Annotated in this window: 14 protein-coding genes; 8 read left to right on the forward strand and 6 right to left on the reverse strand. The window is 68.3% G+C overall.

All coding sequences use genetic code 11. The annotated features are described in order from the left end of the window. Positions 1 to 85 precede the first annotated feature (85 nt). Positions 86 to 1228, reverse strand: coding sequence for a N(5)-(carboxyethyl)ornithine synthase (locus tag AB0I35_RS17850; RefSeq protein WP_357397153.1), 1143 nt, complete (start codon positions 1226 to 1228; stop codon positions 86 to 88). A 292-nt stretch (positions 1229 to 1520) separates the two neighbouring features. On the opposite strand from AB0I35_RS17850, the gene AB0I35_RS17855 reads away from it, so the two are divergent. Then, positions 1521 to 2252: a CPBP family intramembrane glutamic endopeptidase gene (locus AB0I35_RS17855; RefSeq protein WP_357397154.1), complete on the forward strand. Its 732-nt coding sequence runs from the start codon at positions 1521 to 1523 to the stop codon at positions 2250 to 2252. Between the two features lie 488 nt (positions 2253 to 2740). Beyond that, a complete protein-coding gene (locus tag AB0I35_RS17860; protein WP_357397155.1) occupies positions 2741 to 3340 on the forward strand; it encodes a nitroreductase family protein in 600 nt (199 codons plus the stop codon). Positions 3341 to 3441: 101 nt separating this feature from the next. Here the strand turns inward: AB0I35_RS17860 and AB0I35_RS17865 are convergent, their stop codons facing one another. Together AB0I35_RS17865 and AB0I35_RS17870 are read right to left on the reverse strand one after the other, a co-directional pair. Then, positions 3442 to 4974 carry an NAD(P)/FAD-dependent oxidoreductase gene (locus AB0I35_RS17865; RefSeq protein ID WP_357397156.1) on the reverse strand — a complete coding sequence of 511 codons (1533 nt, stop codon included), beginning with the start codon at positions 4972 to 4974 and terminating at the stop codon, positions 3442 to 3444. Then, positions 4971 to 6824, reverse strand: a complete 1854-nt coding sequence (locus AB0I35_RS17870) for a hypothetical protein (RefSeq protein ID WP_357397157.1) — start codon at positions 6822 to 6824, stop codon at positions 4971 to 4973. Before AB0I35_RS17870 ends, AB0I35_RS17865 begins: the two co-directional genes overlap by 4 nt. 596 nt (positions 6825 to 7420) lie before the next feature. Here AB0I35_RS17870 and AB0I35_RS17875 point away from each other — a divergent pair. Then, the gene (locus tag AB0I35_RS17875) at positions 7421 to 7867 is read left to right on the forward strand and encodes an NUDIX domain-containing protein (RefSeq protein WP_357397159.1); all 447 of its coding nucleotides are present in this window, start codon (positions 7421 to 7423) and stop codon (positions 7865 to 7867) included. Here AB0I35_RS17875 and AB0I35_RS17880 read toward each other — a convergent pair. Then, positions 7839 to 8726 (reverse strand): methyltransferase domain-containing protein, encoded by an 888-nt coding sequence (locus AB0I35_RS17880; RefSeq protein ID WP_357397160.1) that lies wholly within the window; start codon positions 8724 to 8726, stop codon positions 7839 to 7841. The genes AB0I35_RS17875 and AB0I35_RS17880 overlap by 29 nt on opposite strands. Before the next feature lie 126 nt (positions 8727 to 8852). Beyond that, positions 8853 to 10070: an MFS transporter gene (locus tag AB0I35_RS17885; protein ID WP_357397161.1), complete on the reverse strand. Its 1218-nt coding sequence runs from the start codon at positions 10068 to 10070 to the stop codon at positions 8853 to 8855. Between the two features lie 257 nt (positions 10071 to 10327). Between AB0I35_RS17885 and AB0I35_RS17890 the strand changes: the two genes are divergently transcribed. Continuing rightward, complete coding sequence (locus tag AB0I35_RS17890; RefSeq protein WP_357397163.1) at positions 10328 to 11125, forward strand: SAM-dependent methyltransferase; 798 nt, start codon at positions 10328 to 10330, stop codon at positions 11123 to 11125. Between the two features lie 54 nt (positions 11126 to 11179). Here the strand turns inward: AB0I35_RS17890 and AB0I35_RS17895 are convergent, their stop codons facing one another. After that, positions 11180 to 11326 (reverse strand): DUF1059 domain-containing protein, encoded by a 147-nt coding sequence (locus AB0I35_RS17895; protein WP_357144812.1) that lies wholly within the window; start codon positions 11324 to 11326, stop codon positions 11180 to 11182. A gap of 104 nt (positions 11327 to 11430) precedes the next feature. Here AB0I35_RS17895 and AB0I35_RS17900 point away from each other — a divergent pair, with 104 nt between their 5' ends. From AB0I35_RS17900 to AB0I35_RS17915, 4 genes are read left to right on the forward strand one after another with little or no spacing between them, the layout of a single operon-like run. Further along, positions 11431 to 12903, forward strand: coding sequence for an aldehyde dehydrogenase (locus AB0I35_RS17900; protein ID WP_357397164.1), 1473 nt, complete (start codon positions 11431 to 11433; stop codon positions 12901 to 12903). Positions 12904 to 12915: 12 nt separating this feature from the next. Beyond that, positions 12916 to 13665, forward strand: a complete 750-nt coding sequence (locus AB0I35_RS17905; RefSeq protein WP_067487511.1) for an SDR family oxidoreductase — start codon at positions 12916 to 12918, stop codon at positions 13663 to 13665. Next, a complete protein-coding gene (locus tag AB0I35_RS17910; protein ID WP_357397165.1) occupies positions 13662 to 14540 on the forward strand; it encodes an NAD(P)-dependent oxidoreductase in 879 nt (292 codons plus the stop codon). The genes AB0I35_RS17905 and AB0I35_RS17910 overlap by 4 nt, the downstream gene beginning before the upstream one ends. Beyond that, complete coding sequence (locus AB0I35_RS17915) at positions 14537 to 14923, forward strand: carboxymuconolactone decarboxylase family protein (RefSeq protein WP_067487507.1); 387 nt, start codon at positions 14537 to 14539, stop codon at positions 14921 to 14923. The genes AB0I35_RS17910 and AB0I35_RS17915 overlap by 4 nt, the downstream gene beginning before the upstream one ends. Positions 14924 to 14942 lie beyond the last annotated feature (19 nt).

The following is a 14942-nucleotide window of genomic DNA, read 5'->3' on the forward strand; positions in this document are numbered from 1 at the left end:
CAACCAGGTAGATGCCTCGCAGACCACCGCGCGCACCCGAATCGGGCGAGTTACGCGACGTGCGCGACGGAGATGGTGGCCTGCGTCAGTTCACCGCGTACGGGTAGGAGTCGGAACGGTTCTGGAACGACAGGATCCGTGGGTTCTGCACGCGACCACCTCGGATTTCGATGGCGCGGCGTATCGTGTCGCTGGCGTCCCACGCGCCGGGACCGGCGAGCACGACCGGGAGGTACTCGAGCAGCGCCTCGGAGTTCTCCCAGGTCGCCGAGTCCCACAGGAACGACGGGCTGTGGTCGACACCGTAGTAGTGCAGCTCGGTACCCACGGTGAACATGGGGTCGGCGAACGAGGTGGGGCGCGCCCATTCGAAGCCCATCCCCTCGTCGCAGGACACGTCGATGAACAGCGTGCCGCGCGAGAACAGATCGAGGTCGTCGTTCGTCACGAAAGTCAGTGGCGCCTCGGTGTCCTGGAACATGCAGTTCACGACCACGTCGTAACCGGCCAGCATCTCCGCGAGCGGTCCCGGTTCCGGAGCCTTCAGTGCCAACGTACGGCTCGGGGTGGCCGGGTCGCGCTCGAAGTGCTGCATCCGCACCGAGGCGAAAGGTGAGGCCACCGCGGATACACTGCGCTGGGTCAGCACCGTCACATCGCTGATGCCAAGCGCCGACAGTGCCCGCACCGCACCGCGCGCGGTAGCACCGAAGCTGATCACCGCGGCTCGCATCCGGCGACCGTAATCACCGGTGACGCCACGCAATTGGAGTGCGTGCAGCACCGAGCAGTAGCCGGCCAGTTCGTTGTTCTTGTGGAAGACGTGGACGCTGAACACGCCTGCCTTCGTCCAGTGGTTCATCGCCTCCCACGCGATCAGGGTCAGCTCCCGATCGATGGCCAGCTGGGTGATTCGCGCGTCCTGCACACAGTGCGGCCAGCCCCACACGATCGTGCCGGGCCGCATCTGCTCGAGGTCTTCGGCCAGCGGTTTGGCCAGCAGCAGCACATCGCATTCGGCGAACAGTTCTGCGCGCGTGCGGAATCCGGCGACCAGTGGAGCGAGCGCCTCGTCGGAGTAACCGAAACGGTCACCGTAGCCACGTTCGAGAAAGATCTGCCCGCGCAGTCCCGGGTCGATGCGGTCGAGGTGGGCCGGATGGATGGCCAGCCGATGCTCGTTTTCCTTGCGGGAGGTCGCGACGACGCCGACGGTCAGGTCTTTCACAGTTGCTTCACCTGGTGAGCCTACCCGCTACCTGCGGCCCGGCCCGCTCGGGTCGGTTCATCGAGGCCACCGAGGACGGCCCCTCCTCGGTCTTGCTGGTTTCGGGGCGAGCGTCGTATCGTGGCCGCAATCCGATCGGTGCTCTGCAGAGATTTCGCCGAACCGATCCACCGCGATGTCGCGGTGTCGGGTGCAACAGGATCGGCGGCGCATGCGCTTGGATTCGATTATGAACACACCGCACATCCCAGCGCGGACGAGGACTGCGGCCCGTCGGCACCTCTCGTACCCGATGTTCGCTGTCATAGTCCTCGTCTACCTCGCCATCATCCAGGGTGGGGGCATTCTGACGAAGCACCTCAGCGGGGAGGACGACTTCCGCTCCACCAGGGCGCTGTTCTACGGCATGATCATCCCGCTGGGTGCCGCGTTGATCTTCACCTACGCCGTCATCACGTACCTCGGCTGGTTGCGGCCGGTACTGCGCGACGACCGGCCGACCCGATCGTGGGTTCGGGTGGTGCCGATCCTTCTTCTGGTCGCGGTCGCCGGCGGTATCAGCTACACCGCGCTCGCGGAGAAGGGGTGGCTGTTCGTCGTCGTCCTGCTGATCGCCACCCAGTTCGTCGGGTGGGGCGAGGAAGGCATGTTCCGCGGCATCGGGGTGGTGATGCTGCGCGATCACGGTCTCGCCGAGGGCCGTGTCGCGCTGTGGTCGAGTCTCGTATTCGGCGCAGTACACCTGGCCAACGGCATCACCCATGGGGCGTCGGCGATCTTCCAGGCGGTCGTCGTCAGTCTCGCGGGCTACTTCTTCTATCTCACGCGCCGCGTCACCCGAGGCAACATCGCCAACTCCGTCATCCACGGCCTGTTCGACTTCAGCCTGCTCACCGGAACCGCGATTCTCGTCGACCAGGAGTTCTATCCCGGCACCATCTTCCCGATCCTGGTGTATCCACTGTTGGCGATCACCCTGCTGGTGCGGCGCCACTCGATCGAACCCGCCCAGCGGCACGCCTGACCTGTTGTCTGCGCACGGGATGCCGTTGCGTGATCTCACCGCGCGGCATGGGCGTGCAGGGGCGGGGCACTCCGCCGTCGAGATCTGGAGCGTCGCTTAACGTCTCGCTCAGGTGCCGTCGCGACGGCTGAGGAACAGCTCTAGCGTTGCGGGTCGTCGTCGGACCGGTGGTGCGCGGGGGCTAGGAAAGTCGGGAACTGGTGTCCAGTGGTGGTCGGCGTCGCCGCCGTGGGTTCGTTGTGGTCGGGGGTGCTGAACAACGGGACAGCGTTCGAAGACACGGCGAGCTCGACCTCGTCGGTGCGAGCGGGTTCCGGAGGACGGCCGGACGTGCGCGGGTGTAGGTCGGTCATGGATTCCCCCTGGGAGTGGCTTCGAGCCGTGGTGACACCGAGCATAGCGACGACCTCCGACAACCTCTGTATGGTCGCATGCCCGGTCGGACGGCCCGAGCCTCAGGTGTGTCCGGGAAGGTCAGGTCCGCTCGAGTGGTTGCCTTTCGTGTGACCGTCCACGCCTCCGCCCTGCACCCTTTCGTTCTCGAGCGCTACAGCCCCAAGCGTTTCCGCCGTGACCACACGCTGTCGGCGGCCGAAGTCCGCTCGCTGTTCGAAGCTGCGCGGCGCGCGCCTTCGGCAGGCAATTCGCAACCGTGGCGATTCATCGCCGGGGTGCGCGGGGACGCTGTTCATCGGCGGCTCGCCGGTTTCCTCGCGCGAAGTTCCGCGGCGTGGGCACCGGATGCGAGCCTCCTCGTCGCCAACCTCGTGCAGCGGCGGGTGGAGGACACCGACTTCGAGTACTCCGAGTTCGCCGACTACGACCTCGGACAGGCCGTGGCGCACCTGACTTTTCAGGCACACGAACTCGGACTCCAGGTGCATCAGTTCCGGGCATTCGACCGGGACGGACTGCACCACGAGTTCACGGTGCCCGATTATTGGGAGATCGCGACGATGGCGGCCGTCGGGCTGCCGGTCGGTGACGCCACTGGTACGGATCGTCGGCGTAAACCGCTCGTCGACGTCATGTGGACGGTCGCGAACATTGTTTCGCAGCACGCACGATCCGCAGCTGCCGAGGAGTGATCGGGTCACACCGGCGACGCCCTCGAGGAGTATGCGATCTCCTCGGGGGCGTGCGCGGTGCGATCAGCTCCACCCGGGGCTGATTCCGCGAATCGGCGCCACTATCCCGTTCGGCACGGTTCGTCGTGTGGACGTGGTCGCGGGCTGCCCGAGAGCCGTCCCGGTGAGTTCGGCACCGTGAACGAGAGGGCCGGGTTGTTCGCGGCGAGTGCCTTCCCGAAAGCCGCTACCGTCCCCGGCCAGGCATTGGTGACGGTGCCCTCGGCCGTTTTCCACCAGGTCGTTGCCTTGCCGTCGCGCCAGACGGTGCGGTCGAGCGCGTCGTCGAGGTGGTCCAGGTAGCTCGCCATCGCCTGTTCGGTGACCTCGATCGGTTCGCGCAGCCGGGCGCTGAGGGCCAGGCAGCGCATGATGTAGCGGACCTGGTGCTGTTTGACGGCGGGATTGCTGTTGGTGGGGGTGAAGGAGTGCGGTCCCGCGATCAGATAGAGATTGGGAAAGCCGGGAACGGCCAATCCGTAGAAGGCGGTCGGGCGGCCCTCGGTTCGCCACCGGTCGTGCAGCTCGACACCACCCCGCCCACGCACCCGGACGCCGTCGAGGAACTCCCGGGCGCGGAAGCCGGTGGCCAGGACGATGAGGTCGGCGCGGCGTTCGATGCCGTCTACGGTGCGGATGCCGTCCGGGACGATCCGGTCGATCGAATCGGTGACGAGTTCTACGTGCGGCTCGGTGAGCGCCCGGTAGTACCCGCTGTCGACGAGGATGCGCTTCTCCCCGATCCGGTGGTCCGGGGTGAGCTTCCGGCGCAGCTCCGGATCGCGTACCCGGCGTCGAAGATGCTCTCGTGCAACCAATTCCAGCGACTTGGCCGACCACCCGGCATGACTGGTCGGGGCCAGCACCAGGTCGGCCGCACGGTACAGTCCCGCGCGGTACAAGGCGTGCAGGCCGGGTACATGGGTCAGCGCCCACCGCGACATCGTTCCGAACGACGCGGCGGGCTTGGGCAGTACCCACGACGGGCTCCGCTGGTAGACGGCTACCGAAGATGCGGTGCGAGCCAGCTCCGGAATCATCTGTGCCGCCGAGGATCCGGTGCCGACCACCGCGATGTGTCCGGTGAGGTCGGCCGTGTGATCCCAGCGCGCGGAGTGGAACATCGGGCCACCGAAGGTGTCGGCTCCGCGCAGCTGTGCGACAGCGGGCCGGTGCAGCTGGCCGACCGCCCACACCACCGCCCTGGTGCGGATCAGGTCTCCCGCCGAGGTGGTCAGCGACCAGGTGCGGTCGTCGTCGTAATCGGCGCTCACCACGGCGGTGTCGCAGCGCAGACGAGGACGCAACCCGTGCCGGTCGGTGACCGCACCCAGGTAGGACAGGATCGCTTGCGCGTCGGGGTAGCGCACCCGAGGGTCACGGTAGGGGTCGAAGGCGAACGAATACAGGTGTGCCGGCACGTCGCAGGAACAGCCCGGGTAGGTGTTCTCCCGCCACACACCGCCGACCTCGGGCCCCTCCTCGAGGATCAGGAAGTTCTGCACACCTGCCTCTTCGAGTTCCCACGCCATGGTGAGCCCACCGAACCCGGCCCCTACGACGACGACCTCGTATTCGACACCGTGTCCGGTCATGCCCGCACCTGCCCGGTGATCGAGCGAAACACCTCGCCGAACGGCGCCGTCGTCCCGCCCGCCCAGGTCTCCCACCACCGCAGATAGTCCGGCGAAGCCATCGGCGCGTCGAAGGGCTCGAGTTCGATGTCGAAGCCGTCGACCAGAACCTTCAGGTGCGCACCGAGAGAGTCGATGCCACAACGCAATTCCTCGTGCACGCGGTGGGCCAGCCGGGGCGTCAGCTGCCCGTGGGCAGCGAACCAGCTGCCGTGCGCGCGGATTCGCTCCAGTGCGTACACCACGCAGGCGGACTCGAGCAGCCGGCGGGCCGATGCGTCGTCGGCCGAGACACAGGCCTGGAACAACGCGATGGCGGCGAGCCTTTCGCTGGTAGCGGCGGCGAGCTCGACGGCGGCGGTGTCGCGGTCGATCGCGGTGCTCGCGACGGCGATGTCACCACGGCGCAGTGCGGCGGCGAGCGTCGACTCCCGCTCGGCGAGCATGCGGACGTACCAGGGCAGAAAGTCCGGCGTGGCCGGCAGCGTCAGGGCGGTTTCCGCGCGGGCGATGAGGTACCCGGCCTGCTTCCAGAGCAGCTGGGACTCGCCCTCGGCGGTGATGATGCCTTCGGTGTTGCCGATCCAGTCGACGATCCGGTTGGTGCGCAGCGATCCCTGCGCCGCACTGCGCTGACGGCAGGTCAGCAGCACGTCGTGGGCGGTGTAGGCCAGCAACGGTTTGGCCAGCATCGACCACAGCGCGCAGAACGATTCGGCGGCGCCCGCACGCAGGTCCTGGATGCGGCGGCCGAGGATGCTGGTGGCGTAGGTGGAGGCCAGTGCGCAGACCAGATCACGGCGAACCGTTCCCCGCTCGGCCATCGAGGTCCGGCCGCCCGGGCGACGCTGATCGGCGTAGTTCACCGTCACGGCCAAGGCCGCACGCGCACCGGCGGCAGCCGCGCCCGCGAGATCGAGCCTGCCCTCGCCCAAAGCCGCGATCGCGCGGTGGAAGCGTTGCCGCACCGGCACTGTCGATTCGAATCCGGCCGCGCCCAGCACCGCCCACCGGCCGCCCAGCAGTGCGTCGGCCGGGACGAACACCGCGTCGAACCGGATCAGCGCGTGATCCATCGGCGCCCAGCCCTTGTCGGGCAGCGGCGCGACGTGCAGACCGGGCACGAGGCCCTGCCCGGTACGCAACCTCAGCAGGAAAGGCAGCACACCTTCGTCGCGACCGTCGGCGATCAGGCGGGCGGTGACCACACCCGTCTTGCGGGTGGTCGGATCAGCCATGTTGGGCATGAACTTCCAGCTCGCGGTCTCGCGCGAGTCGAGCCAGAATCCACCACGGGCGCCGTCCCAGGTAGCGGTGGTCTGCTGGTCGGCGCCGTTGGTGCCACCGAGCTCGGTCAGCAGCAGCAGGCCGATCGCCTCCCCGGTGTCGAGCTCGGCGAGGAGTTCCCGCTGGTACGCCGAACCGTTGCCGAGTGCGGTGATCGCCCCGATCGCCAAGTCGAGATGGCCGGTGAGCACGGGCAACAGATGCGGGGCGTAGACAGCCGCCCACTCGCACAGCGCACCGCGCGACCGGGGGTCGGCGGCGATGGCCGTTGCCGATCCACCGAGGGCCGCGATCGTCGCGCGCAGCAGATCCGGTGCCAGCGCGGCCTCGGCCGCCGAGGTGAGTCCCGATCGTGGCCGGTCGTTCAGGGCGATGGTCGTGGCGCGCACCCGGCGGTGCGTCGCACGCGAATCGCCGAGAATCGCCGTTCGCAACGACTCGACCGTCGGGTCGGCCGGTGCCGTGAGCGGCCGATGGGCCGAATCCGGGCACACGGGAACAACAGGAACATCTAGTGTGGTCACAGCAGCGCTCTCCCAGTGTCTGCGTTGCTCCGCGCGGCGGTGGCGACCGCCACGCAGAGCTCTTTCGGGTGTCTCCCCGTGCTCACGGGGAGACACCCGATCCGATGTCCGGGGAGAATCCGCACCAGCACAACGGCGCGGCCCCGGTCCCGTACACGAACCACCGACCGCACCGGCGGTCCACGGCCACACGGAATGCCCTTCGGGGCAGTAGAATTGAGCACACCCATACCGTCGGACACCTCCATGACTCCGGACACAGCCGAACACTGATCGCCTGCCTGTGGGTCCGGAGTTTGCTCTCCGTCCGGCGCGCGCAACCGCAATCATCCAGCAATCGCTACCCTGGATCAGGTGTGGAGCGGTCGAGTCGGGGTGTCGTGCCGATCAGCGGCGGCGTGTGGGTTGACCAGCGGAAATGGTGACGTGTCAGCGAACGCGGGGACGCGCGTTGATCTTCGGCCGTGAACCGGTTCGTCGGATCAGCGCCCGAATACACAGACCGGTGAATGGACGCGCATTCCCGGACCGGCCGGCGCCTGCGGGAAATACGATCGTGCTCGGTCGCGTCCACCGGGAGCTGTTGGGAGACAAGCATGGTCGAACGGTTTCGGAGCGTGGTGGATGTGCATCTGGTCTTGGTGCGCGACGGGAATTTGTTGTGGTCGCGGCGGTCGAACACCGGATTCGCCGACGGGGAGCTGGGATTGGTGGCCGGGCACCTCGAAGAGGGCGAGGATGTGGTCGAGACAGCCATTCGGGAGGCCGAGGAGGAAGTGGGGATCCGGTTGCGCCCCGAGGATCTGACCTGCGTGCACGTCATGCAGCACCGATACGGAGATCAGCCGCACAGGGTGGGCTTCTTCTTCCGCGCCGAACGGTGGGACGAAGACGTGGTCAACCGCGAACCGCACAAGTGCTCCGAGCTGACATGGCGGGAGATGAGCGAGATTCCCGGTGACGCCATCGCCTATCAGGTGGCGGCGATGCGCCGGATCGCCGACGGTGAGAGTTTCAGCGTGTACGCGACGGACGGGCGATGAGCTGGAACATGCGGGCGACGTGGGGGTACGGCGCCCGGTTGGCCAAGGCCAGCTCCAGGCGTTCCAGATCGGCATAGAAGTCGGGGTCGGATTTACAGGCGTCGTCGGTGACGAGGTCGCAGACGACGCGGATTCCGCTGTGGGCCAGCACTTCCAGGCCCGCGTCGCGCAGGTTGCCTGCGATGTCGTCGGCGTAGCAGGCTCGCGCTTCGGTGTCGTAGGTGACGGTCACTCGGGTCGGGGCGTCGAGTAGGCGCAGCGCCTCGGTGAGGTTCCGGGAACGGACTGCGGCGAGAAGGGGGTCCGCGGCGGCGTTGGGAGCGATGACGGAAAGCAGACCCGTGGGCGCGAGCTGGGCCGCGAGGGCGGATATGGGTGATTCGGGTAGGTACTGGATCACGTTGTGGCACAGCACGATATCGAACCTCGCGTGCCCGAATTCGGCCGCCAGGTCGTCGATGGCGACGGGTGCGGTGGCGATGCGGTCGGCGAGCCCGCGCTCGGCGGCGAGCGCCTCGGCCGCGGCGAGGGATGGCCGTGAGAGGTCGGCGATGGTCACCCGATGACCGAGAGCGGCCAGCTCTACGGCATCGAGCCCGTTGCCTCCCCCGACATCGAGGACCGCGAGGCCGGGTCCGGCCGGGAGATGAGTGGCGAGGTTCGCGGCGGCGATGCGGTATCGGAGCCTCCCCCAGGGGGTCGACTGCCACCGTTCGAATGCGTCCAGTTTGCGATCGAAACCCGCGTCGTCCATCGACTCCCCCATGTCCGTTCGACTCAGATTAACCCGAGCCCTCGAGGCCGCCGCGAGTTCGGGCATGGCGTACACCGCGTTGCGCTGCAGCGATTTGGCAGCCAACACCCTGGCCTGGGCGCTGCAGCTACGCGCGTCGAGGTCGGTTCGCGGTGTCGGCGGCGGCCGGTGACGTAGCGCGCGGTGCGTATCGGGATGCGTCCCGGCCCGCCTGCTCAGCTCGTTCGCGGACTACGCCCGCGTTCCCGGCCCGACGACCACCACGGTCGGCGGATTCCGGGTCGCGATCGCGGCGCCGACGATGGCTGTCGCCGCGATCAGGGCGGTGGCCTGCCACCCGAACCACTCGACCGCCGCGGCGCCGAAGGCGGTCCCGAGGCTGCCACCGGTGAAGTAGACCAGCATGTACGCGCTGTTGAAGCGTGCCGGTGCGTCGGGTTCGATGGCCAGGATCGTGCTCTGGTTGGCCACCTGGGCAGCGAAGAGCCCGGCGTCGAAGGCCGCCAGGCAGACCAGCGTCACGAATGTGTTCGCGAGGCCGAAACCCATGACGACGGTGGCGGTCCCAGCGAGGGCGAGGCCGGCGAGGATCACCGGGCGAGCACCGTCGCGGTCGGTCCGTGTGCCCGCGATCCGGGTGGCAAGGATGCCCGAGAGACCCGCCAACGCGTAGAGGCCGATTCGTTCGGCCGAGTAGGAGTACGGAGGCTCCGAGAGTGCCACGGCGATGCCTGCCCAGGCCGCGCAGAAGGCGAAGAACCACAGGAAGCCACGCACGGCGGCGACCCGCAGTGTCGCGTGGTGGACGAACAATCCGGGCAGGGACCGCAACGTCGAGAAGTAGCCGCGCTCAGCGGTGCCGGTCAGGGCGGGCAACGCGGTGAGGCAGCCGACGGCGAGCAGGCCACAGGTGGCGGCGAAGACGAGCAGCATCGCGCGCCAGCCGATCTCGTCCGCGAGCCACCCACCCACGATCCGGCCGGCGAGGATGCCGACGGAGATGCCCGCGGTCACCGCCCCCAGGACCGTCGCGCGCCGGTGCGGCTCCGCTGACCGGCCGGCGACGGAGCTCAGCCCCGCCCCGACCGCCGAGCAGGCGCCGACCAGACCGATCATCGGAGCCAGCACGGTGGCGCTGCCCGCGGCGGCACTGGCCGCGAGCGCACAGGCGAGGACTCCGAACTGAGCGGCGAGGACGCGGCCGGGAGCGAAGCGGTCGACCAGCGGCACCAGCAGGCCGAGTCCCAGCATGTAACCGATCGGCCCGCAGGCCAGGGCGAATCCGACAGCGGTGATCTGGGTGCCCAGCGAATCCGCCACGTCAGCGATCGCGGGCTGCATCGGATAGATCGTCGATGTACCGACGGCGGCCGCGAGTGCCATGAACAGGAGCGGGGGACGGGGGAGCCGGTCGGTCACAGGGGTCTCTGCCCAGGTATCAGGGTTCACTCGACCGACCGTAGGGAGCCGCGAATCGGGTTACCGGCGGGAATACGACCTGACCGTCCCGCCCTCGACCACCTTCTCGGGCGCGAGATCCGCAGTGCGAGGACCGGTTTCGATCGGCCCCAACAGGTGAACCACGAATCTGCTCGAGCACGGCGTCAATCTTGTACTGTCGCAACCAGATCAGATGCTGTCCCGCGCCGGCGGTGTGGACCGGCGGGCCGGCTAAGTCACAGTCGATTCGCAGAGGAACGAGACCCATGGCCGACGTAGACACCCCACAGATCAGGACCGACATCCCGCATTCGGCGCGGATCTGGAACTACTGGATGGGAGGCAAAGACCACTACGACATCGACAAGATCGCCGGTGACGCGGGCTTGGCCGTCGACCCGGACATCTCGACCATGGCGGTGCAGTCGCGGCAGTTCCTGATCCGGGCGGTGCGGTTCCTGGCCCGCGAGCGCGGTATCCGGCAGTTCCTCGACATCGGCACCGGTCTGCCGACCATGCAGAACACCCACGAGGTCGCCCAGGGCGTCACCCCCGACGCCCGCGTGGTGTACGTCGACAACGATCCGCTGGTGCTCACCCACGCGCGGGCGCTGCTCACCAGCACCACCCCCGAGGGTGTCACCACCTACATCGACGCCGACTTCCACGAGCCGGAGAAGATCGTCGCCGACGCCCGCAACGTGCTGAACTTCAACGAGCCCATCGCGGTGATGTTCATGGGCGTGCTCGGCCACGCCAAGACCTACGAGGACCTGCTCCGCATCGTCGGCACCGTGCTGGGTGCGGTCCCGTCGGGCAGCTATCTCATCATGTGGGACGGCACCGACGACAGCCAGGCCTATGTGACGCTGTGCGAGAACTACACCGGCACCGGCGGCACCCCCTACATTCCGCGCACGCAGGCCCAGATCCAGGCGGTGTTCGACGGCCTGGAGTTCGTGGAGCCCGGCTTCACCTCGATCACCCAGTGGCGGCCCGAGAATGCCCAGGTGGGCGAGGTCCAGCCGATCTCCGCGTACGGCGGGGTCGCGCGCAAACCCTGACCCGACCCACGACAGCGGGCCCGCACCGGTACACGGTGCGGGCCCGCTGTCGTGTCAGTAGGCGAACAGCAGGATCTCCTCGCGGGTGTAGTCGTGGTCGGGATGGTTCGCCGCCAGGTGCGCGTTCGCGTGCTCGACCAGGTCGTCCTCGTCGGTGCCGACGATGAGGTCTCCACAGGGGCATCGCAGTCTGGTCTTCATGGCATTTCCTCTCGCGGGCAACGGTTCCGGCCGATGCGCCCTTGCTCACCGGGCGTACGGTGAAATACAGTCTAGACACCTGTCCAGACAGTGAGGGAGACACAGTGCCGAGCAATCTGCGTCCTGAGGACGGCTGCACGCTGCTGATCGACGGAAAACTGAGCCGGGGATCGGGCGGGGTGTTCGCGACCGGCAACCCCGCCACCGGCGAGCGCCTCGGCTGGGCGGCCGACGCCACGACCGAGGACATGCGCGCGGCCGTCACCGCGGCCCGCACCGCCTTCGACACCACCGGGTGGTCGACCGATCCGGCGTTCCGGGCGCGCTGCCTGCACCAGTTGCGCGAGGCCATGCGCGAGCACATCGAGGAACTACGCGAGATCACCATCGAAGAGGCGGGCGCGCCCCGGATGCTCACGGCGGGACCTCATCTGGAGGGACCGGTGAACGATCTCGGCTATTTCGCGGATCTCGCCGAATCCTATTCCTGGCGCACCGAGATGCCGATCGCCGAACCGATGGGGATGCGTACCCGCAGGGAACTGCGGCGCGAGGCGGTGGGCGTCGTCGGGGCGATCACGCCGTGGAACTTTCCCCATCAGATCAACCTGGCCAAGATCGGGCCCGCGCTGGCGGCGGGCAATACCGTGGTGCTCAAACCGGCCCCCGATACCCCGTGGTGCGGTGCGGCGCTGGGGATTCTGGCCGCCGAGCACACCGATATCCCCGCCGGTGTGTTCAATGTGGTGACCGGCTCCGATCACCGGATCGGCGCCCAACTCGCCGAGGATCCCGACGTGGATCTGGTGTCGTTCACCGGTTCCACCCGCACCGGGAAGTCGGTGATGGCCGCGGCGGCGGCCACGGTGAAGAAGGTGTTCCTCGAGCTCGGCGGCAAGTCCGCGTTCGTCGTCCTCGACGACGCCGATATCGCCGCGGCCTGCGCGATGGCCGCCTTCTCGGTGTGTGTGCACGCGGGTCAGGGTTGCGCGCTGTCCACCCGGTTGCTGGTACCGCGCAGCGCTTACGAGGTGGCTCTCGAAGCGACAGCCAGGACCATGGCAGGCATCCGCGCGGGCGACCCGGGCGATCGGCGCACCGTGTGCGGTCCGCTCATCTCCGAGCAGCAGCGCGAACGCGTGGAGGGTTATATCTCGCTGGCTCGCAGCGAGGGGGGTGAGGTGGTCGTGGGCGGCGGTCGTCCGGCCGGAGTGGACGCGGGCTACTTCGTCGAGCCGACCCTGATCGCCGGGCTGACGAATCAGTCACGGGTGGCCAGGGAGGAGATCTTCGGGCCCGTGCTGGTGATCCTGCCGCACGACGGCGACGACGACGCGATCCGCATCGCCAACGACTCCCCCTACGGCCTGTCGGGCTCGGTGTGGGGCACCGATCCCGCCCGCGTCGACAGGGTCGTCTCCGCCGTCCGCACCGGGACCCTCGGCGTGAACGGCGGCACCTGGTACTCGGTCGACGCGCCCTTCGGCGGCTACAAGCAGTCCGGCATCGGACGCGAGATGGGCGTCGCCGGTTTCGAGGAATACCTCGAAACCAAACTCGTGGCCTACCCGGCCTGAAGGAGAACAGACATGACACGTTTCACCGACCGGACCGCGATCGTCACCGGCGCGGCCCAGGGTATCGGCGCGGCCTACGCCAAGGCACTCGCCGCCGAGGGCGCCCGCGTCGTGGTTGCCGACATCAATGCCGAGGCGGGCGAATCGGTCGCCAAGGAGATCACCGCGGCCGGCGGTGTCGCCGCTTTCCGCGAGGTCGATGTCGCCGACCCGGATTCCGCGGCCGCGCTGGCCGCGTTCACCGTCGAGAAGTTCGGCGGCATCGACCATCTGGTGAACAACGCGGCCATCTACGGGACCATGAAGCTGAACCTGCTGCTCACGGTGCCGTGGGACTATTACAAGCACTTCATGAGCGTGAACTTCGACGGCGCGCTGAACGTGACCCGCGCAGTCTGGCCGACGATGCGCGCCAGTGGTGGGTCCATCGTGAACCAGTCCTCCACCGCCGCGTGGACCTATTCGAGCTTCTACGGGCTGGCCAAGGTCGGCGTGAACGGTCTCACCCAGCAGCTGGCCCACGAGCTCGGCAGCTCCGGCATCCGGATCAACGCCATCGCCCCCGGCCCCATCGACACCGAGGCGACCAAGACGATCACGCCGTCGGTCATCGTCGACGACATGGTGAAGCGGTTGCCGCTCAAGCGGATGGGCACTCCGCAGGATCTCGTCGGCGCCTGCCTGTATCTGCTCTCCGACGACGCCGCCTGGGTGACCGGGCAGATCTTCAATGTCGACGGCGGTCAGGTGATCCGCTCATGACCGCCGAGCCACGCCTCGGCTACATCGGGCTGGGCAATATGGGTGCGCCCATGGCGCGCAGGCTCGTCGACTGGCCGGGCGGGCTGGTGGTGTGCGACGCGCGCGCCGATGCCACCGAGAAGTTCGCCGCCGCAGGCGTCGCCGTGGCCGCGACACCGGCCGAGGTCGCGGCCCGTGCGGCGGTGATCTCGGTGACCGTCCTCGACGATGCCCAGGTCCGTGATGTGCTGACGGGCCCGCAGGGGATCCTGTCGACAGCCGCCGCGGGCACGGTGGTCGCCGTGCACTCGACCATCGCCGACAGCACGGCGATCGAATTGGCCGAGGAATGCGCGCGCCACGAGGTGGAGCTGGTCGACGCACCCGTCAGCGGTGGCGCGCCGGGCGCGAAACAGGGGCGCCTCGCGGTGATGGTCGGCGGCAGCGAGGCCGCGTTCGAGGCGGTGCGGCCGCCGTTCGCGCGCTTCGCCGATCTCGTGGTGCACGCGGGCCCGGTGGGTGCGGGTACCCGGATGAAGCTCGCCCGCAATCTGGTGCACTTCGTCGCCTTCGCCGCCGCCGCCGAGGCCTCGCGCCTGGCCGAGTCGGCCGGGCTCGACATCCGCCGCCTCGGTGAGGTGGTTCGCCATTCCGACGCCGTCACCGGCGGACCCGGTGCCATCCTGTGGCGTGAGAGCACCGCTCGCCTCGTCGAGGGCGATCCGTGGCTGCCGATCATGTCGCACGTGCGCGACCTCGGCGAGAAGGATCTGGCGCTGGCATTGGACCTCGGCGCGCGGCTCGGCGTCGAACTACCGCTCGCCCGAACGGGTTTCGAGCATCTCGCCGAAGGCCTCGGCCTTCGGGTCCCCACATCCGACAGGAGCAGCACATGACCGACGACGCCCGCGCCCGCGGCCTGGCCCGCATGAAAGAGGTCTACGGCTGGCAACCGCCGGAGATCGACGGCGCGTTCTTCGCCACCACCGTCGATCACCTCTTCGCCGAGATCTGGTCGCGCCCCGGCCTCACCGACCGCGACCGCCGGCTGCTGCTGCTCGGCGCGCTCGCCGCCCAGGGCCGCATGGAAACCGCCGAAATCCAGATCCACGCCGCCCTGCACAACAAAGAACTCACCGAGGAACAGCTCCGCGAAATCGCCCTGTTCCTGTGCCACTATGTCGGCTGGCCCAACGGGACCCGGCTCGATACCGCGATCAGCACCGTTTCCGAACGGGCGCGCGGGGGCGGCGAACCGCGCATGCGCAGGCCCAAATAGGTATCCCATGTACCTGCGA

The organism is Nocardia sp. NPDC050378 (assembly GCF_040655675.1).
In the GTDB taxonomy this organism is placed as follows: Bacteria; Actinomycetota; Actinomycetes; order Mycobacteriales; family Mycobacteriaceae; genus Nocardia; species Nocardia coubleae.